Origin of the sequence: Teredinibacter haidensis (genome assembly GCF_014211975.1) — a bacterium.
Classification (GTDB): domain Bacteria; phylum Pseudomonadota; class Gammaproteobacteria; order Pseudomonadales; family Cellvibrionaceae; genus Teredinibacter; species Teredinibacter haidensis.
The window spans coordinates 3815233-3833879 of record NZ_CP060084.1 but is presented as its reverse complement, the minus strand read 5'-3'; the positions used below and the strand labels follow the sequence as shown (position 1 = coordinate 3833879).

Below are 18647 nucleotides of genomic sequence, written 5' to 3'. Positions count from 1 at the left end.
GTGGCGCGGGAACCCAGAGCGACTATGCTGAAATAACAGCAACGAGATTAATGCAGGCCGGTTTCTAATTAATCTGGGGTACCCGCGCAACCCCAATCCACGTAGCTAACAGGCATCGAAGGTCTTTATGAAGCTTAGCGTAGAATTAACCCTGTACCCTCTTCAGGATGAATACTTGAATATAATCAAACAAACTATCGATAAATTAAACACCTACTCCGATATCGATATTTCAACTTTTCCTACCGCCACGATTTTGATAGGTGATTACGATAAAGTGATGGCTGTGGTAAACGAGGTGGTAGCCTGGAGCTTTAACAATTTTGGCAAGTGCGTATTTGTGGCCAAATTTTTACCCGGCTACGAGGCAAGATAGATGTTGGATGTTTTTCAGCAAGGTATGGCCGGATTTTTTCAGCAGTCGGCTTTAGAGTTACTTGCTGTAGCGTTGGGTATTGCGTATTTAGTTTTAGCTATGCGCCAAAACAGTTGGTGTTGGCCCTGTGCTTTTATCAGTACGGCTATTTTTACCTGGGTGTTTTTTGACGTATCATTGATAATGGAATCGCTGTTGAATGTGTACTATATGCTCATGGCGGTTTACGGCTATTGGTGCTGGCGCACGGGTAAGGGAAATAAAACAACCTTAGCCATCAATTTTTGGAGTTCCTCACAGCATTTATATGCCCTTACCATTGTTGCCGGCCTGACATTTGTTTCTGGTTATTTTCTGTCCCGGCATACGGCTGCGGCATGGCCTTACCTGGATTCATTTACGACCTGGGGAGCAGTGGTAACGACCTTTATGGTTGCGAGAAAGATATTTGAAAACTGGATTTACTGGCTAGTGATTGATTCTGTCGCCCTATTTCTCTATTGGGACCGAGGTCTTTATCCTACAGCCCTGTTAATGATGGTGTACCTGGTTTTAGTCGTCATAGGCATTTATGCCTGGTCGAGACAACTCTCAAGAAACAACCTACCAGAAGGCGTAAACGTATGAGTCCACTGCTTGCGACAGATGAACGTAAACGCTTGGACTACGCGCTCGATACCTGGCAAAAATGGCCGATTAATTTGGTCGGCCCGCCTAAATTGGTAAAGCCGTTAAACAAAGGGACAACCAACAACAGCTATCTTGTAGAAGTAAGATCCCCTCGTTCGTTAAAGCGTTCAGCCTGCGGCCTTGCTGTTGAACGTTTTGGTGTTCGAATAAATTCAAACCAGTCTAAGGAGTTGGGGATAGATCGAGACTGGGAGCTGGAATTGTTGCGAGCTCTTGCACCGCTGAATATCAGCCCAAAATTATTGCACGATGATCGGAATCTAAATTTTTGTGTTTTTAGTTATGTGGAAGGTCGGGTATGGAGTCGCCACGACCTGACTCGCCTCAGTCAGCGTGAGCGTCTGAAAGAAGTTGTTAATAGAATTCAACATATTCGTGTTGAAGCGTCTCGATTCAACTATTTAAAGCATTTGACGGGTTATGCGTTAGAGTTGGAAAAGCGCCATATTCAGCTTGCCAAAGAAAAGCAGCTCGCCTTTAATGAGTTTCTCCAGCAGTTGGAAGAATTTATGGAAGGGAGCTGGCAGCCCGTATTGTGCCATCATGATCTAATTCCCGAAAATATTCTGGAAACTGACAATGGCCTATTTCTATTGGACTGGGAATACTCGGGACTTGGTCATCCTGAGTTTGATCTGCGCTATCTCGGCTATTGCTTTAATGCGAATATTGATGAGTCCGCCGGTTTTCTATTAAAAGGCGATATCATAGATAAGCTTATTTATTGGCTGGTAACGCTTTGGCAAAAGCTAAATGAAAAAAGCGAGAGTACAAGCAGCAGATTGATTTGAAGGAAAAATCAACCTGCTGCTGTTTTTTACATCTGAGACTGTAAATAATTTTCCAGGCCAATGCGCTTGATTAAGCCCAGCTGCTGCTCCAGCCAATAGGCGTGATCGCGTTCTGTATCATCCAGCAATACCTCCAGCATTTCACGCGTAACATAATCACCTTCATCTTCGCACAATTTAATAGCGAGTTTTAAGCCTTTGGCTACGGCGTACTCCACGTTTAAATCGCCCTGGATCATGGAGGGAACATCTGTACCGATATTTAAACCGTCACGTGTGACTAGGTCAGGGGTGCCTTCCAGAAACAAAATACGCTCGATCAATTTTTTCGCGTGCCCTTTCTCGTCTTCAAATTCATGAGCGATGCGCTCGTGTAATTTAGTAAGACCCCAGTCGGCATACATTTCTGAATGGACAAAGTACTGATCCATTGCGGCCAGTTCGTAAGCGAGCAGACCGTTAAGGGTTTTGATGATATTTTCGCTGCCTTTCATAATGTGTTTGCCTCTTTACAGTTGTGCCTGCAGATAATTTTCTGTGCCCATAGCGCCAATCTGATGCTGTTGAGTTTCCAGCCAGTCCAAGTGGCTTTCTTCTCCATCCAGAATATCGTTCAGAATATTGCGACTTACGTAATCCTGTTCCTGCTCGCAGGTAGCAATCGCTTGCTTCAATTGCTCAATAGCGCCCTGCTGAAATTTTAAATCACAAGCGAGCATTTCTTCCGTATGTTCACCTATCTGTAAAGATTTCAGCTTTTGCAGATTGGGTAAGCCTTCGAGCATCAGAATGCGTTCTATAAGCTCGTCGGACTGTTTCATATCCTTGATGGACTTCTTATAGCTCATTTGATTGAGGTTATCGAAGCCCCAGTTTTTGTACATGCGCGCGTGTAAAAAATAACGATTAATAGAGGTCAGTTCTGTACTCAGCACATCGTTCAATGTGGAGAGCACTTGAGTGCTAGATTTCATCCTGTTCACCTTTTGCACTATGTATGGAATGGGTAGGCATCTGAATCTATACAGATACGAGGTTGCATAAGTCTAATGCATAACACCATAAAATCAAAAATATCTTTATTTTTCAGTGATATAGTTAATGCTAACGATTTAGATTGCGTATAAAAGATAGTCCTTCAGTAAGCGTTCGGATCTGTAGGAGTGAATGCCCCGCCATTGGATTGTAGCGTTGGTTGCTCGCTTCTTTGGCGATGACTTTTAATCTTGCTCTATACTTGTATAGATAAGGTAAATACTTCCCAACCACTGCAGCTCTGCACCTATGCGCGTAAAGCTTTCCAGATTATTAAAACGTCAGTTTTGGCGCGGAATATGAAATCAAATCCATTTACAGTTGTTCGGTTTGTCGCGGCATTACTCACGGTACTGGCTATTGCTTGGCATCCTTATATCCCGCCCAAGACACTACTCATCCATCCCAAAATTGCGACCTCTCCTGGTATTTATGGGCCCAATCATCTAGATGGTAGCAGTTCTGTGGCGTGGATCAATCAGGTTAATAACGAATGGCGTTGTGATTTCAGCAGGCTTGTTGGGTCCGGCTCCTGTGGTTATACCCTAAGCTGGGATGCGGATGCAGTCACGGATAATAGCGATGATAGCCAGGAAAACAGTCTGATATGCAAGCGGGATGACTCTGACTCCGATGGTGACGGTTGGGGCTGGGAGAATGACCAGAGTTGTAGAGTGATGGTTCAGCCTTCTGACCCAAATACCAGCATTCGCGAGGGGCCACCGCTGTGTAAAAGCGCGGCTTCGGATCCCGATGGTGATGGTTGGGGCTGGGAGAATGAGCAAAGTTGCACCGTGCCAAAAGAAGTGGCTGCCTCGACAAAGGATGAGGAAAAACCACCCTATTGCGTGAGTGCGGCCTCTGATCCGGATGGCGACGGTTGGGGTTGGGAGAATAACCAGAGCTGTCTCATTGTTAAAACTACATCGGATAAATCCATCGAAAATAAGGCCGTATCAGGGCTGGATTTCGGATTGTATGATGGGCTTAGAGTCCGCATTCGTTATGAGGGGCCTGCACGGCATCTGCGCATACACTTACGCAATCATAACTCTTCCTATTCTCAGAAGAGTGACGTCTATGCCTCTAAGTTTATGTCTGCGTATGTGCGTACCAACGATTTGAATTCGGGATCAGTATTTGTCAGTCTTTCGGAATTCAGTGTGGCCGAGTGGTGGGTAACAGGAATCAATGCGTCGCGGGAACTGGCAGCGCCGGAGTTTGATAATGTCATTGGTATTGGTGTCGATGTTATGGTTGAGGGCCTCCATAAGGTTCGAGTCGAAAGAGTTGAATTGGAGGGTGCACGTATTAGCTCTGAAAGCTTCCTTATGGCGCTCCTCCTATTTTGGGTCGCCTACCTGTTTATGGAGGCCAGTACTCGTTACTACCAGTTGTATACCTCAACGCGTATACGGGAGCGACAAATTTATCATTTGGCCAACAGAGCTGCCCAGCTGGAAGCAGAAAAATTTGAATTAACAACGCGATCAGTGACGGATGCTTTAACGGGTATTTTTAATCGCGCAGGCCTGGTTCAACAGCAGCAGAGGTTGTATAGCGAAGCGCATATCGATTTTGGGCTTATGGTATTGGATATAGATAATTTTAAAAAAATTAATGATACCTACGGCCATGTCGTTGGCGATCAAATACTTAAAACTTTTACCAAACTTATTAGCAGTAGTACGCGCAAGGATGATATTTTTGGGCGTTGGGGAGGCGAAGAATTTGTTCTAGTGTGCCCCCATACCCCACCAAACAATCTAATTGAACTGGGTGAGAAACTGAGGGCAGAGGTAGAGCATCATCGCTTTGGTACTGCCAAGGAAATTAACGTTACCATCAGTATTGGAGTTTCCATCGTTTCGAAAAATGAGAAATTCGAGGAAGTATTCAAGCGAGCAGATATTGCGCTTTATCAAGCGAAGAAAACACGTAATAGTGTTACGTTTGATGATGGCTTCGAGGTTTAACGGATCGGTATGACGACGGTACACTACAAATACCTGAGAATTATCGGATTGATATTGACGATACTGATCTTTGTTGGGCACTACTTTTTGCCGCAGAAGCGTGTATCCATCCATCCTCTCGCAACAAGCCACCCGCAGCTTTATGGATACGCAGATCCGCAATCCGGTGAATCGGCTTATTGGGTAAATGAGTCCGTCAACGAATGGGCCTGTCTCTATAAGCAAGAGCATGTTTATGGCTGTGGCTGGGATGTATATTGGGATGAAAATTATACTAAGGGCATTGATCTTTCCGTTTACGAATCGATTGAGTTGAACATCCACTATGAAGGCTCCGCTTCCCGTGTTCGGGTGTATATGCGCAACTATAATAGTGCTTATGCCAAAGAAAAGGACAGCCTATCGAATAAAATGCTGTCTATGACTTTTCGTACCGACGAGGCAGATAAGCCCGTCATTATCCATCTAAATGAATTCAATGTCGCCAGCTGGTGGCTGCGCGAGCGAGAGATTCCTCGGCAATGGTCGCGTCCGGAATTTGAAAATATCACCAAGATAGGCGTCGACTTTGTTGAGAAAGGGGCACACTTTACCCGTGTAGACAGTATCGTACTATTGGGTAAGTGGATTAAAACCGAGGCGTTGATACTACTTGTTTTGGCCTTTTGGATGAGTGTTTTTCTTTTGGAAGGTGTTGTTCGCTTTTACCAGCTGTATATTAAATCGATTAATGAGAACAGGTTAATCACTGAACTTCAACTTAAGCAGTTAAATCTAGAAGAGGAAAAAGTTAGCTTAAAAGATATTGTTGATCATGATCCCTTAACCGGCATTTTTAGTCGCCAGGCCTTAGAGTCCCACGTTAAGGGATTGTTCTGTGATCGTGCCAGTGTGGCGGAATATGGCGTGTTGTTGTTAGACCTGGACCGCTTTAAAAATGTGAATGATACCTACGGCCATGATGTTGGCGATACGGTACTAAAAGTATTCGCCACGGTTATTGCCGATACGCTTAGACAAGACGACTTCTTTGCTCGTTGGGGCGGAGAAGAATTTGTCGTGATTTGTAAGAGCAACAATATTAGTGCTTTGTTCAATTTGGCGGAGAAATTAAGAGAAACCATTGCGCAAACATGCTTTTCTGAGGATCTTGATTTGAAGATAAGCGTAAGCATTGGAATGAGCTCTATGCACTCTGACGAAGACTTTGATGATGTATTTAACCGTGCGGACGAAGCGCTTTATGGAGCCAAAGCAAAAGGGCGAAATCGCGTAGAGTACAAGGTGTAGTTTGCGGAAGGTTATCTACAGCGGCGAGGCTATGAAGGTGTTTTTGCCGGTCAGTAAGGTGCAGGCTTAGCTAAAACATGTCACCGTCTTGCGGGCGGATCGTCCACACCCACAAAACGAAATACTAGAGCAACTGCCGACGCAGAGGGTATTTCTGGAGAAAAAACGAGCGTATTAGGGCGCAGCCCGCAGGCCTGCGCCCTGGTTCTCTTAAAAGGCTAATTTGGCGGAAAACTGCACCCGGGTCATACTTCCGTCCACACCAGATTCAAGTTCACGATTGGCAAAGGCCAGTTCGCCCCCCAGAGATAGGTTCGGCACTGGGCTGTGAAAAAGGTTTACGCGTAAACTATCGGTGGAATCGGTAACAGCGGTGCCCGTAAGGTCGGTATCGTTATCCACGGTGATGGCAGAATAGCTGATATTACTGCGCCATTTCTCGTTCCACAGGTGACGATACGCAAGATAGTAAGCTGTTGAATCTATAGTTTCTAAATCACCGCTGGCCGTCATAACGGCGCCATTGGCAACATTAAGACCTATATAACGACCCATACCGGAGCCGCTATTTAGCCCGAAGCGAATATCATCTTTACCAATCTTATATTTACCTGAAAGGCTTAAACCGAGAGAGCTGGTGCTACTGTCGTTGACGGTATCATTGTAGGCGAGTTGACGCGCGAGCACGGCGGCTGAGAACGCCAGGTTGTCAGAAGAATAATTATATCGACCGACAAAATCTGGCAGGGCGTTTTGATCCGTGACTATACGGGTACCGCCACCAAAGGGGGTTATCGTCGTTTCCGGGTTTTCCACGGAAAATTGGAAATTCCCTGCGGTATAGCGAACCTGAGCCTGACGTACAAAAATACCGAAATCGGTATTTCCGATAAAATCCACCGTTTCTGGCAATGCACCAACGTTCTGAAATGTGGACCAGGTTTGCCCAAACAGCCAGTTGTCGTAGGTTAAAAAGGCGTGGCGCATGCGCGGTGTATAGGAATTGGATACGCGCTCGTTACCGTTCGGTGTGGCATGAAAATCCATCTCTACGAAGGTTTTCAGCGTGTGCCCATCCAGTGATGTTGTTGTGCCAATATTGAATCGAGATTGCTTAGCGTGAATATCCATGGTGCTATTTGCACTTTCACCGCCAACGGGTGTGAGCGATGGGACATAAAAATCGCGCCCCAGATTACCGGCCGCCAACGTGCCATCACTATAAGTACTACTGATAGCGTCCAGCTTGATATAGCCTCCGAGTTTGACGGTTGTATTATCGTAGGTGCCAAGCTCAATGGCCTGGGTGCCAGTGGCGGCACACAGTGAAGCAGCGGCTAAACCTGATGTTAGTACAGCTTTCGTTATTGCTTTCATAGATCGACCCTCCTGTTATTATCTTGCAGAGAGTCAACGCTATGATGAAGTTAAGCAATTAGCGATTAGTCTATGTTCTACTAAAGTCGAATAACATTTAGCCCTTGGTCTAATTGCAGTTACACGAAGAGACAGCTTTAATAATCCTTTGGCAAGGGGTACGCCGGTAATAATCTTAGGAGCACGTAAATTCCATGTATCATTTTCATGTGGCAGATGATCACCCCCTTTTTCGCCATGCAATTTTAGAGGTCATTCAGCGCCACTATCCAGATGCGGAAATCAGCCAATCGGTTAACCTCGACAGTACTATTCATGAATTGGAAAATAACGAAGATATAGACTTGCTACTGCTGGACTTGCATATGCCAGGTAGTACCGATCTTTTTGGACTCATAATGGTGCGGGAAAAATTCCCCAGCATTCCGGTTGCCATTATTTCGGCTGTTGAAGAGGTCGGTACCATTAGCCGCGCAATGGGGCACGGGGCCTGCGGTTATATCCCTAAATCCTGTTCGCCACAGGATATTCAGCAGGCCATCCAGGTAATTTTGGGTGGCGACCTTTGGGTGCCACAAGAATTTAAAAGTAGCCTTACTCCCGTTGCTAGCGAAGAAAAGGATTTGGCTTCGAAAATCGCAACCCTTACGCCCCAGCAGTATCGCGTGTTGTCCTATATGCGTGAGGGCTGGTTGAACAAGCAAATAGGATTCGAAATGGGGGTGACAGAGGCTACGGTAAAAGCGCATATCACGGCGATTTTCCGAAAGCTAGGTATTACCAATCGCACCCAGGCAGTAATTATGATGAAGGATTTCTGAAAAACACTATCGATTGGCGGCCTAAGAAGGCATATCTGGTTTGCGATGCCGATATCTCTCCAGCAGCGCCCTCAATTTATTGGGTTTAATGGGTTTGCGTAGAAATTCATATCCGTATTCTTCAATACCCTGATTCAATGCATCATCAGGTGCTGCGGAGACCAAACACAAGGGCACCTTTCCCCATTGCTTGAGAAGTTGGTTTGCCAGCTCAATACCGTTTGGTCCGTCGCCCAACTGGTAATCCATTAAGATTACGTCGGGCGTTGGAATTTTGTGGATAAAACTCAGTGCGCTTGTGGCGTTTATCGCGGTGATCATATTACAGCCCCAGTTTTCTACCAGTGTGCCAAGGGCGCGTAGATTATTTTCATCATCATCGACATAAAAAATGACCTGTCCTTCCAGGCCGGAGCTTATGCCTTCGCTGTAGTGAACAACGGCAGACTGAGCCTTGGCTTCGCGCATGGGCACGGTAACAGAAAACAGACTGCCCTTGTGCAGAGTGGATGTAAGGTTAAGTTTGTGGCCCAGTAGCTGGGTAAAGCGCTGTGCAATCCCCAGCCCAAGACCCGCTCCCTCTATAGCGGTGTCGATGCGATAAAAATCTTCAAATATACGTAGGCGATGAGCTTCGGATATGCCGCTACCGCTGTCATGGACGCAGATTTCGATGTTATCTCCACGGCGTTTACAGCCCAATAAAATTTTTCCGCTTTGCGTGTATTTCACTGCATTGGAGAGAAAATTTTGCAGTATACGGCGCAAATATTTAGGATCGGATTCCGCCCACAGCTTGGTGTGCTGCCAGCGAAAGTGAACACTTTTTTGCGTTTGAACTCTAAATTCATTCGCTAGGGGTTCGAGAATATCGCTGATCGCAAAGGTGCGTAGTTGCGGTTTAAGCGTGCCGGTATCCAGGCGGGAAATTTCAAGAAGGTTGGAAATAATAAATTCTGCGGAATCGATGGCATTGTGCAGGTGATTTAAATTTTGCATCAATTCCATATCCAGCCCCGGTTTTTCCAATAGTGCACTGGCATAGAGGTTGGCTGCATTGAGCGGCTGTAAAATATCGTGACTAGCAATCGCCAGAAATTGGGTTTTATTGGCGCTGGAGGATTCTGCTGCAGATTTAGCTTTGATTAGCTCGGCTTCAGTCTGCTCGCGTTTTTCAATCTCTTTGCGTAGCGACTGATTAATTTTTTCGATTTGTTCGGTACGTTCGTGAACGCGTTGTTCCAAATTAAGATTGGCTTTCTCCAGTTCATTTTGCGCGTCGATAAATTCACTGATATCGTCGTAGGTGGTGACATAGCCTCCTTTGGGGAGTGGCCGCCCTTTTATTTCAATAACGCCCTGGTTGTGGTTGCGCACCACGCGATAGGGTTTTCCCGCTGTAAGATGGTGTAGCCGTGTCTGTACATGTTGTTCTACAGTGCCAGAGCCGAGCATTCCTCGCTCGGCATTAAAGCGTACCAGCTCGGACACCGGTCGCCCGACTCTTAACATACCTTCCGGATAATTAAACATTTGCTCATAGCGGCGGTTCCAGGCCACCATTTTTAAATCGGCATTAACAACGCTAATGGCCGAGGAAATACTTTCAAACGAAGCAAACAGCATGTCTTGGTTAAACTGTAGTGTGCGGGTGGTTTCTTCGAAAATATTCACCACATCGGCTACGCCTAGGCTGTCGCCACTACTCAGGCTTACTAACATGGCGCGGGTAGATGCCACGCCGATAACACCGGCCAGTGCCTGTTCTGCATGCTTTAGCAGCTCGCTGCTAACAAAAATACTGTCGTTATCCTGTTCGGTATCGAGTAGACGCCGGGTTGCAGATTCCCCCAAAAACTGGTTTAACAGTGAGGCCAAATCTTCCCGGACAATCTGCAAATTCTGAACCGTTGTATCCTGTTTTACTCGCTCGCGATTGATAAAAATATTGGCCTGAATACGGTCGGCTAGACGGTTGTTGTCGAGCCGCGAGAACCAGATTAGCGCGGCAATATTAGCCAGAATACTGAGAACAACGCCTTGGGTGTAGGCGTCTTGGAATTGAATGCCAAACAAATTTTGTGGTCGTAAAAAATCCAGGCCAAATAGGCCGTTGCTCACAATATAGGGCGAGACAAATTCCGCGTTGACCAAGAGCGGTAACATCAGCGTATAAAACCAGATAAGAGTTCCCGCAATTAAACCAGCAAAAACACCCACGGCGTTACTGCGCTGCCAGTAGAGGCCAAAAATTATGGCAGGTGCCAATTGCACCACCAGGGCGAAGGCAATTAAGCCAATTTCAGTTAGTGCAACATTTTCGGCCAGGCTATGTTGGTAAAGCCAGGCGAGGCCAATTACCCCCGCAACGGTAATGCGCCGGGTAATTTTTAATGAGCGAGAATAGTCGGGTACTGCGCCGCGGTTCTGTTGTGTGCGAATCAGCAGGGGCAAAATCACATCGTTGCTGAGCATCTGGCTTAGTGTCAGAGTGGCGACAATAATCATCGCGGTTGCCGCCGATAGGCCGCCGAGAAAGCCTAAAAGCCCCAGTGTTTTATTGTTGTGGTTTAAGGGCAGTGCGAGTACGTAGGTATCGCTGTTGACCTCTGTTCCAGCGAGAAGCTGGTTTCCGACCCAGGCAATTACGAAAATTGCGAGCGCGATTACCAGCATATAAAGAGTAAAGCCCTTGCGCGCAAAACGCAGGTGCTTGTCGCTTAGGCATTCCACAAAGGTGACTTGGAACATGCGGGGCAAGCATAAGATAGAACAAGCGGAGACCAGCGTTAGAATCCAAAACGAAGGCGTAAGCGTGGTTTCTGAAAAGACGCTATTACCGTTAGTGATGAGTTCGCTGGGCTCGAAGCCCTGAGACAGCAGTAGCGCAAATATCGCTATAGCGGCCAATGCGATGAGTTTAATAACTGATTCAAACGCGATGGCGACCATAATACCTGAGTGGTAGCTGGAAACATCCAGACGGTTGGCGCCAAATACCAGGGTAAATAAAATCATGCAGGCCGCAGCGGCGAGGGTAATATCTTCGCTGGCGAAAGGAAGGGAGTTCGCGCTGATCAGAACCGCATCCGTTACCGCTTTTAGTTGCAGTGCAATATAGGGAATTGTTGCGACCAGCACCAGCAGTGTAACCACAATAGAAATGGCCTGCCGTTTACCGTAGCGTGAGCATAAAAAGTCCGCTATGGAGTGGATATGCTCCTGCCGACAAATACTCGCGATGCGCTGCAATAGCGGAAAACCCAGGGTAAAAAGCAGGATAGGCCCGAGTAAAATTGGCAGATAATACCAACCGCTTGAGGCCGCCGTTCCGACTAATCCGAAAAAAGTCCAGGAGGTGCAGTAAACGCCGAGCGCAAGGGTGTATACCAGCGGGTGGCGAAACCAGCCGCTTTGGCTAAAACGATGGCGGTCAGCAAGGCGCGCGACCCAGAATAGCAGCGCCAGATAGCTCACCAGAGCCGTTATTAGAATTATGGGCGACACGGTGGATTTCCTTTCGAGTAGAGGCCAAGTCTACTGTGTAATCTACCGTTAAGCATAGCCGTTAGACTAAAGTCGCACAGCCTAGTGATTGAAGTCCTGTTAATCTCGCTGAGTTTCCTTTACAACCCGGAGGACATCATGGCAGATAATAATGCAGAAATAAGAAAAGCCTATTGGCAAGCGAACCTTAAGTTAATGGTTATCTTGTTAGTTATTTGGTTCACAATATCCTACCTCGCTGGCATCGTGTTTGTTGATCAACTCAATGTGATTCGCCTAGGTGGCTATAAACTTGGTTTTTGGTTTGCCCAGCAAGGTTCCATGTATGGCTTTGTAGCCATTATTTTCTTCTATTCACACCGCATGGCGGTTCTCGACCGTAAATTCGGCGTAAACGACTAAGGAGAAAATCATGGATCTACAAACACTTACTTTTATTGTTGTTGGTTTTACTTTTGCTGTTTATATCGGCATCGCATTTTGGGCGCGTGCAGGTACCACCAGTGAATTCTACGTCGCCGGCGGCGGTATTCATCCCGTTGCCAACGGTATGGCAACCGCAGCAGATTGGATGTCGGCAGCATCTTTTATTTCCATGGCTGGGTTAATCGCTTTCTTTGGTTACGGCGGTTCGGTATTCCTCATGGGCTGGACTGGTGGTTATGTTTTACTGGCCATGCTGCTGGCACCCTACCTGCGCAAATATGGCAAATTTACCGTGCCCGAGTTTATTGGCGACCGCTACTATTCCAAGGCCGCTCGCATCGTTGCGGTTGTCTGCCTGATTGTGGCCTCGGTGACCTATGTTATCGGTCAGATGAAAGGTGTCGGTGTAGCTTTCTCCCGTTTTCTTGAGGTGAGCTACGATATGGGGCTGCTGATCGGTATGGGCATCGTGTTTGTCTACGCGGTTATGGGCGGTATGAAGGGCATCACCTACACCCAGATTGCGCAATACTGTGTATTGATTTGCGCCTATACCATTCCAGCGGTCTTTATTTCCCTTCAGCTAACCGGGAACCCGCTGCCACAGTTGGGTTTGGGTAGTACGCTGGTCGGCACCGATACCTTTTTGTTGGATCGATTGGATCAGGTCGTCACCGAATTGGGCTTTGCAGAATACACCACGTCTAAACGGCTAAGTTCGCTGAATACTTTTGTTTATACCCTTTCGTTAATGATTGGTACGGCGGGTCTGCCCCATGTGATTATTCGTTTCTTCACGGTTTCTAAAGTGAGCGATGCGCGTAAATCGGCAGGTTGGGCTTTGGTGTTTATTACCATTTTGTACACTACGGCACCGGCCGTTGCGGCAATGGCGCGTTTGAATTTACACCAGACAATTGAACCTGCCAAAGGTCAAAACCTTCTTATTGAGGAGCGTCCCAACTGGTTTAAAAACTGGGAGAAAACAGGTCTGCTAGCCTATGAAGATAAAAATGGCGATGGTCGTATTACCTATAGTGCCGACAAAGAAACCAATGAAATGGTGAAAGTCGACCGCGATATTATGGTACTGGCTAACCCCGAAATCGCGCGTTTGCCCAACTGGGTTATTGCGCTGGTGGCCGCAGGTGGTTTGGCAGCAGCATTGTCTACCGCCGCAGGGTTGCTGTTGGCGATTGCCTCTGCAATTTCGCACGATCTGTTGAAGGGAGTAATAAGACCGGATATTACCGAGCAACAGGAATTGATGGCCAGCCGAATTGCCATGGCGGGAGCGATTTTGCTTGCCGGGTATCTCGGTTTTAATCCGCCAGATTTCGCTGCCGGAACCGTTGCCCTGGCCTTCGGTCTAGCCGCGTCCTCTATATTCCCGGCACTTATGATGGGGATATTCAGTAAACGTATTAACAAAGAGGGTGCGATTACCGGCATGGTGGCAGGTATCTCTGTGACTTTGCTGTACGTGTTCCAGCACAAGGGCATTATGTTTGTCGCCTCCACGGCCTACTTGGGCGATATGTCGCCCAACTGGTTCTTTGGCATTGAGCCGAATGCCTTTGGTGCTGTGGGTGCACTGGTTAACTTTGTTATTGCTTTCGGTGTTTCGCGTGTGACTGCAGAACCGCCGGAAGAAATTCAGCATTTGGTGGAGGACATTCGTATTCCTGCCGGAGCTGGTGAAGTGACTGGTCATTAACGAGAGTTATCATTAGTGTGGTACCCAAAGGCACAGGGAGTGATATGCTCCCTGTGCCTTTTTACTTTTAATATTTGTGGTTGTTACAAAGCTTGCTACGAAAACACATAACTTTTTCAAAGAAATAATAAAAAATGCTAAAACAACTAAAAAACAAACACCTTATCCTGGCAATGTTTATCGCCCCCATTCTGGCCATTATTGCTTACGTCGCTGTAGATTACCGCCTTTCTGAAACACCAACGGCAGCAGTAGCCGGTGACAGCTATAAATTGGCGGCTAAATCCAACTGTCGTTATAAAAGCGGCGTTTGTACGCTACATAATGCGGATATCAAGCTGACACTCAGCGCCGAGCGCAAATCTGCCACGGAGGTAGTGCTGTCAATTGCGGCTAATCTGCCAGTACAAAAAATACTCATTGCCGTTTATGATGGGAGCGGAGACGCGCCGCCGACGGATATGCAGCCGTTATCTGCAGATTGGACGGGTTGGACCAAAACAGTTCGCATTGAAGAGCCACAGAGCAGTAGCCTGCGATTGGTTGTAAACATTGATGGCGCGACCTATTTCGCGGAAACTTCGGCTGTTTTTGTCGATTTTGAGACTGGCTTTTCGCGGGACAATTTTTCCAACGACACCAACTAACAGCTAGGTGGATTAGTTCGATGGTCAGCGAAACCAGCGATGTACAAAGTTTTTTGGCCGGTCAGGCGTTATTTCAGCATTTAAGTGCGACGGCATTGGAGTCTGTGTGCGACGCCAGTTACACAGCATTCAGTAAATCCGGTAACACCTTGGAGTTTCCCCAGTCTTCGGGTGACGATCTGCCAGGCATGGTTATTGTCCGTTCCGGTAGCCTGGAAATTCGTGACAATAACGGCGAATTAATTGATCGCTTAAGTGAAGGCGATTTCCTTATTCCATACAGCTTGCGGGAAGTGGGCGGAGATAATTTTTGCGTAACCGTTCTGGAAGACTGTCTGTATTACGAACTTAGTGGCAACGCATTTCAATCTCTTTATAACGTCGATATCTATTTTGCCTACCTCTGCGACAGCCATTCAGTTCAGTTTAAGGCGGAAGGAGAAAGCCTGCCGCTAAGGCGTCCACAAGCCGTGCGGGAAAGTTTTCTCGATCAGCGGGTCGAAGCTTTTATGGCAAGTCCTGCAATCACGGCGGATCCGAGTATAACGATTCGTGAAGCAGCGAAATTAATGAAAGAAAACAATATTTCTTCTCTGCTGTTGATCAAAAATGGAAAACTTGAAGGCATTATCACCGACAGGGATCTGCGTACCCGTGTTCTGGCAGAAGGCGTTGCCGATAGTAGGGCCGTAGCCAGTGTTATGACAGCGGAGCCTTTTAGCATTCAGAAGGATGCTGTCTTACATCAGGCACAGTTAAAAATGATGTCGTCGAATATCCATCATTTACCCGTTGTTGATGGCGCAATACCGGTCGGCCTGATTGGCTTAAGCGATATTGTACGGGCCAATAATATTGAGCCTGTTTCATTAACGGGTTCGATAAAACACGCGAATTCCGTTGCCGTACTGCGCGAAATTTCTAAACAGTTTCCAGAGCTTGTAGCCACGTTGGTGGAGCGCGATACGCGAGCGGTGGATGTTGGCGAAATTATTACATCACTGACAGACGGAATCACAAAACGACTAATTCAGTTAGCACAGCTTAAATTCGGTCAGGCGCCGGGAAATTTTTCCTGGTTGGCTTTTGGCTCCCAAGCGCGGCAAGAACAGGTATTGGGTTCCGATCAGGATAATGCCTTAATTATAGAAAATGGATTGTTATCGGAACACGCTGATTTTTTTAGAAATTTAGCCGAATTCGTTAACGAAGGTTTGGATCAGTGCGGAGTAAAACGCTGTCCGGGCGATATTATGGCGAGCAATAGTAAGTGGCGAATGGAACTGAATGACTGGAAAACCTGTTTCGCCAACTGGATCGAGCAGCCCTCACCGAAAGCGCTGATGCACGCGAGCATATTTTTTGATATGCGCAGTATTACGGGGGCGCCAGAGCTTGCACAGGCGTTGCGGGAAAGTGTGCTGGAAAAGGCCAGGAAAAATACTATTTTCTTGGCACTTATGTGCAACAATTCCCTGGAAAATTCGCCTCCCTTAGGATTTTTTAAAACGTTTGTGCTGGAAAAAGATGGTGATCATAAAAGTGAGCTGGATCTAAAAAAACGCGGCACCATTCCTATTGTAGATATTGCGCGTAATTATAGTTTGAGCGCAGGGCTGCAAGAGGTTACGACGGTAGAGCGACTCAAAGCCATAGATGCATCGGGGTTAATGTCAAATGCGCTGGCCAGTAGTCTGATTGATGCGCTTGAATTTATTGCCGGTATTCGGTTGGAGTCCCAGGGTAATCAATATCGCAGTGGCAATACGGTCGACAATTACCTTGATCCACGCTCACTTTCTCCCTTGATGCGCCATCAACTAAAAGATGCTTTTCATCTTGTTCGCAAAGCGCAGGCAGCGATGAAAGCGAGGTTTGGCGGTGGTGTTCTATAAGTTGAGTTACCGTTACAGGTGCCGCAAAAATAGGGGCAAGGCACGTGGAACGGTAATGGAAGATCTCTATCAACAACCTCCATTTTCCGGGTCGCAAATGTTTCGCGATACACGTTTTTTAGTTGTGGACTGCGAAATGAGCGGTTTAGATGTAAAGATGAGCCACCTGCTCAGTATTGGTTGGGTGGCCATAGAAAACGGCCGTATCGTTAATTCCAGTGCAAAACATCTACTTATCCACACCGAAAAAAGTGCGGGTGAAAGCACCAAGATCCATGGTTTGCACGATAGGAATATAGCCGGAGCAAAAAGTGTTGCCGCTGTTTTAATGCTGTTAATGAAGCAAGCAAAGGCCTCTATCCTGGTTTTTCATCACGCTCCTCTTGATGTAAAATTTTTACAAAAGGCCACGCAGGGGGTGTTTCGTTGTCCGTTAGTTTTTACAGCCCTGGATACCATGCAGATCGAGAAACGGCGATTACAGATTCAAGGGAAAAATGACAGTTTACGCCTAGGTGAGACTCGGAAGCGCTATGGGTTGCCCGCGGTAACACAACATAATGCCCTGGCGGACGCCGTGGCGACGGCGGAATTATTACTAGCCCAAGTTAACTATATTTCTAATATGGAAACGTTGAAGTTGGCTCACCTTCCTTTACTGGCAATCTAGGGAGCCTCCGATCAAGGCTAGAAATTTTCTACGCGAGCCCAAAAGGTTCATTGGCAAGGCGCTAGCTATCGCGAAGTATAAAGCGGTAGCTGGGCGCCGTTGTTTTTCTGATTTCTTACCGGGGAAAGCCATAGCCTGGTAAATGTTTCCGGGTTATGGCGGGTGTTGTTTGACGGGCTATGAAATTTCCGCGTTGTGATAAACCTCTTGTACATCATCACAGTCGTTGAGCAAATCGAGAAACTTCTCCAGTTGCTCGGCGTCTTCGCCTGCTAATTCTGTATAGGTCTGTGGTACGAACGTAATTTCCTCCACCTCAAAGTTAACCTCTTCAAAGGCTTTGGACAGTGCGGTTTTGGTCTTGAAGAATTCAGTTTGTGGGGCGATGACGGTAATAATGCCGCCATCGTTTTCAATGTCGGCGACATCCACGTCTTCGTCCATTAGTGCTTCCAGTACAGCTTCTTCATCGTCGTGTTTAAAAGCGAAAATGGCGCGATGGTCAAACATGTGCGCTACGGCGCCCTGAGCCCCTAACTTGGCCTTGCCTTTGTTAAAGCATGTGCGAACTTCGCCAAAGGTACGGTTATTGTTGTCGGTCAGGCAGTCGACAATCACCATGCAGTTACCGGGACCGAAGCCCTCAAAACGAACCGTTACGAAATCTTCTCCACCACCGCCTCGAGCCTTATCCAGCGCCTTGTCAATAATATGGCCGGGCACCTGTTCCTTTTTGGCTTTTTCGATTAAGCGCCTAAGGCTGAGGTTGCTGTCGGTTTCGGCACCACCATTTTTGGCGCACACGTAAATTTCCTTGCCGTAGCGAGAGTACAGTTTGGTTTTTAAGGCCCCGGTTTTGGCCATGGAGGCCTTGCGATTTTCGTAGGTTCTACCCATAGTCTGGCTCGTCTAGTATTGAAATACCGCGATTATGACGCTAAATGTGGCCTGAGTTAAGGACTTAAGTTGGCTTTATGGCTGAAGTTTGAGCTTAACGGCCTGAGACTTACAGAGACGCGCAGGTGCGCGATGCTAATAGCGTTACGGGCGTTATCGTCGAGAGTTAAGGTAATCAGCGGGAGCCAAATCTCTTTCGGTACGACAGGCTTTTAATTGTTGATAAGGGTTCCCTTGTGGTGCTTTTGAGTGAGTTGTCGCCCGCTTTGGTGCTTTTTTGCTGATGGGGAATGCCCTGCTCTTGATTCGCCTGCCGAACTTTTTCCGTATTCAGCACAGAATCTAGTCAGAAGTGACAAATAGAGGGGATAAACATCGATACACCTGCCCTTCCAAGGAGTGTTGGACGCCGAACAAGGTGGTTTGATTGGTAATAACGCTGGGGAAGGCGAGTTGGCCCGAAACTTGACTGATAAATAGCGAACTTGTTTGTTTCTTCTGGACGTCTATCTCGTTCCGCCCGTGGCTAGTC

Annotated in this window: 16 protein-coding genes; 11 read left to right on the top strand and 5 right to left on the bottom strand. The window is 47.0% G+C overall.

The window, feature by feature from the left end:
* Nucleotides 1–127: 127 nt before the first annotated feature.
* The 3 genes from H5715_RS15460 to H5715_RS15450 are packed head-to-tail and all read left to right on the top strand — an operon-like array spanning nt 128 to nt 1857.
* Nucleotides 128–376, top strand: a complete 249-nt coding sequence (locus H5715_RS15460; RefSeq protein ID WP_075187078.1) for a YkoF family thiamine/hydroxymethylpyrimidine-binding protein — start codon at nt 128–130, stop codon at nt 374–376.
* Entirely contained in the window at nt 377–1003 is a 627-nt protein-coding gene (gene pnuC / locus H5715_RS15455) for a nicotinamide riboside transporter PnuC (RefSeq protein WP_075187079.1), read from the top strand.
* On the top strand, nt 1000–1857 hold the full coding sequence (locus tag H5715_RS15450) for a phosphotransferase (protein ID WP_075187080.1): 858 nt from the start codon (nt 1000–1002) through the stop codon (nt 1855–1857). Before pnuC ends, H5715_RS15450 begins: the two co-directional genes overlap by 4 nt.
* Before the next feature lie 26 nt (nt 1858–1883).
* Here H5715_RS15450 and bfr (H5715_RS15445) read toward each other — a convergent pair whose 3' ends face one another.
* Both bfr (H5715_RS15445) and bfr (H5715_RS15440) read right to left on the bottom strand, forming a co-directional pair.
* A complete protein-coding gene (gene bfr, locus H5715_RS15445) occupies nt 1884–2351 on the bottom strand; it encodes a bacterioferritin (protein ID WP_075187081.1) in 468 nt (155 codons plus the stop codon).
* A 15-nt stretch (nt 2352–2366) separates the two neighbouring features.
* Entirely contained in the window at nt 2367–2831 is a 465-nt protein-coding gene (gene bfr / locus H5715_RS15440; RefSeq protein WP_075187082.1) for a bacterioferritin, read from the bottom strand.
* A gap of 360 nt (nt 2832–3191) precedes the next feature.
* Here bfr (H5715_RS15440) and H5715_RS15435 point away from each other — a divergent pair, with 360 nt between their 5' ends.
* Together H5715_RS15435 and H5715_RS15430 are read left to right on the top strand one after the other, a co-directional pair.
* Nucleotides 3192–4868 carry a diguanylate cyclase gene (locus H5715_RS15435; protein ID WP_075187083.1) on the top strand — a complete coding sequence of 559 codons (1677 nt, stop codon included), beginning with the start codon at nt 3192–3194 and terminating at the stop codon, nt 4866–4868.
* Between the two features lie 9 nt (nt 4869–4877).
* The gene (locus H5715_RS15430; RefSeq protein WP_075187084.1) at nt 4878–6158 is read left to right on the top strand and encodes a GGDEF domain-containing protein; all 1281 of its coding nucleotides are present in this window, start codon (nt 4878–4880) and stop codon (nt 6156–6158) included.
* Between the two features lie 210 nt (nt 6159–6368).
* On the opposite strand, the gene H5715_RS15425 is transcribed toward H5715_RS15430, so the two are convergent.
* Nucleotides 6369–7535 carry a DcaP family trimeric outer membrane transporter gene (locus tag H5715_RS15425; RefSeq protein ID WP_075187085.1) on the bottom strand — a complete coding sequence of 389 codons (1167 nt, stop codon included), beginning with the start codon at nt 7533–7535 and terminating at the stop codon, nt 6369–6371.
* Nucleotides 7536–7729: 194 nt separating this feature from the next.
* Between H5715_RS15425 and H5715_RS15420 the strand changes: the two genes are divergently transcribed.
* On the top strand, nt 7730–8356 hold the full coding sequence (locus H5715_RS15420) for a response regulator (protein ID WP_075187086.1): 627 nt from the start codon (nt 7730–7732) through the stop codon (nt 8354–8356).
* A 21-nt stretch (nt 8357–8377) separates the two neighbouring features.
* Here H5715_RS15420 and H5715_RS15415 read toward each other — a convergent pair whose 3' ends face one another.
* Entirely contained in the window at nt 8378–11863 is a 3486-nt protein-coding gene (locus H5715_RS15415) for a hybrid sensor histidine kinase/response regulator (protein ID WP_075187087.1), read from the bottom strand.
* A 138-nt stretch (nt 11864–12001) separates the two neighbouring features.
* Between H5715_RS15415 and H5715_RS15410 the strand changes: the two genes are divergently transcribed.
* From H5715_RS15410 to H5715_RS15390, 5 genes are all read left to right on the top strand, one after another.
* The gene (locus tag H5715_RS15410; protein ID WP_075187088.1) at nt 12002–12265 is read left to right on the top strand and encodes a DUF4212 domain-containing protein; all 264 of its coding nucleotides are present in this window, start codon (nt 12002–12004) and stop codon (nt 12263–12265) included.
* Nucleotides 12266–12275: 10 nt separating this feature from the next.
* Entirely contained in the window at nt 12276–14006 is a 1731-nt protein-coding gene (locus H5715_RS15405; protein ID WP_075187089.1) for a sodium:solute symporter family protein, read from the top strand.
* Between the two features lie 134 nt (nt 14007–14140).
* On the top strand, nt 14141–14653 hold the full coding sequence (locus H5715_RS15400; protein ID WP_075187090.1) for a hypothetical protein: 513 nt from the start codon (nt 14141–14143) through the stop codon (nt 14651–14653).
* A 20-nt stretch (nt 14654–14673) separates the two neighbouring features.
* On the top strand, nt 14674–16548 hold the full coding sequence (locus tag H5715_RS15395; protein ID WP_075187091.1) for a DUF294 nucleotidyltransferase-like domain-containing protein: 1875 nt from the start codon (nt 14674–14676) through the stop codon (nt 16546–16548).
* 55 nt (nt 16549–16603) lie between these two features.
* Nucleotides 16604–17218, top strand: coding sequence for a 3'-5' exonuclease (locus H5715_RS15390; RefSeq protein ID WP_075187092.1), 615 nt, complete (start codon nt 16604–16606; stop codon nt 17216–17218).
* 177 nt (nt 17219–17395) lie between these two features.
* Here H5715_RS15390 and H5715_RS15385 read toward each other — a convergent pair whose 3' ends face one another.
* A complete protein-coding gene (locus H5715_RS15385; protein WP_075187093.1) occupies nt 17396–18115 on the bottom strand; it encodes a YebC/PmpR family DNA-binding transcriptional regulator in 720 nt (239 codons plus the stop codon).
* Between the last annotated feature and the right edge of the window lie 532 nt (nt 18116–18647).

Bases quoted from the DNA above. Each gene is read 5' to 3' on its own strand.
- H5715_RS15420 (WP_075187086.1), top strand. From the start codon at position 7,730: ATGTATCATTTTCATGTGGCAGATGATCACCCCCTTTTTCGCCATGCA.
- H5715_RS15385 (WP_075187093.1), bottom strand. From the start codon at position 18,115: ATGGGTAGAACCTACGAAAATCGCAAGGCCTCCATGGCCAAAACCGGG.
- H5715_RS15450 (WP_075187080.1), top strand. From the start codon at position 1,000: ATGAGTCCACTGCTTGCGACAGATGAACGTAAACGCTTGGACTACGCG.
- H5715_RS15405 (WP_075187089.1), top strand. From the start codon at position 12,276: ATGGATCTACAAACACTTACTTTTATTGTTGTTGGTTTTACTTTTGCT.
- H5715_RS15395 (WP_075187091.1), top strand. From the start codon at position 14,674: ATGGTCAGCGAAACCAGCGATGTACAAAGTTTTTTGGCCGGTCAGGCG.
- H5715_RS15410 (WP_075187088.1), top strand. From the start codon at position 12,002: ATGGCAGATAATAATGCAGAAATAAGAAAAGCCTATTGGCAAGCGAAC.
- bfr (WP_075187082.1), bottom strand. From the start codon at position 2,831: ATGAAATCTAGCACTCAAGTGCTCTCCACATTGAACGATGTGCTGAGT.
- H5715_RS15400 (WP_075187090.1), top strand. From the start codon at position 14,141: ATGCTAAAACAACTAAAAAACAAACACCTTATCCTGGCAATGTTTATC.
- bfr (WP_075187081.1), bottom strand. From the start codon at position 2,351: ATGAAAGGCAGCGAAAATATCATCAAAACCCTTAACGGTCTGCTCGCT.
- H5715_RS15430 (WP_075187084.1), top strand. From the start codon at position 4,878: ATGACGACGGTACACTACAAATACCTGAGAATTATCGGATTGATATTG.
- H5715_RS15460 (WP_075187078.1), top strand. From the start codon at position 128: ATGAAGCTTAGCGTAGAATTAACCCTGTACCCTCTTCAGGATGAATAC.
- H5715_RS15390 (WP_075187092.1), top strand. From the start codon at position 16,604: ATGGAAGATCTCTATCAACAACCTCCATTTTCCGGGTCGCAAATGTTT.
- pnuC (WP_075187079.1), top strand. From the start codon at position 377: ATGTTGGATGTTTTTCAGCAAGGTATGGCCGGATTTTTTCAGCAGTCG.
- H5715_RS15435 (WP_075187083.1), top strand. From the start codon at position 3,192: ATGAAATCAAATCCATTTACAGTTGTTCGGTTTGTCGCGGCATTACTC.
- H5715_RS15425 (WP_075187085.1), bottom strand. From the start codon at position 7,535: ATGAAAGCAATAACGAAAGCTGTACTAACATCAGGTTTAGCCGCTGCT.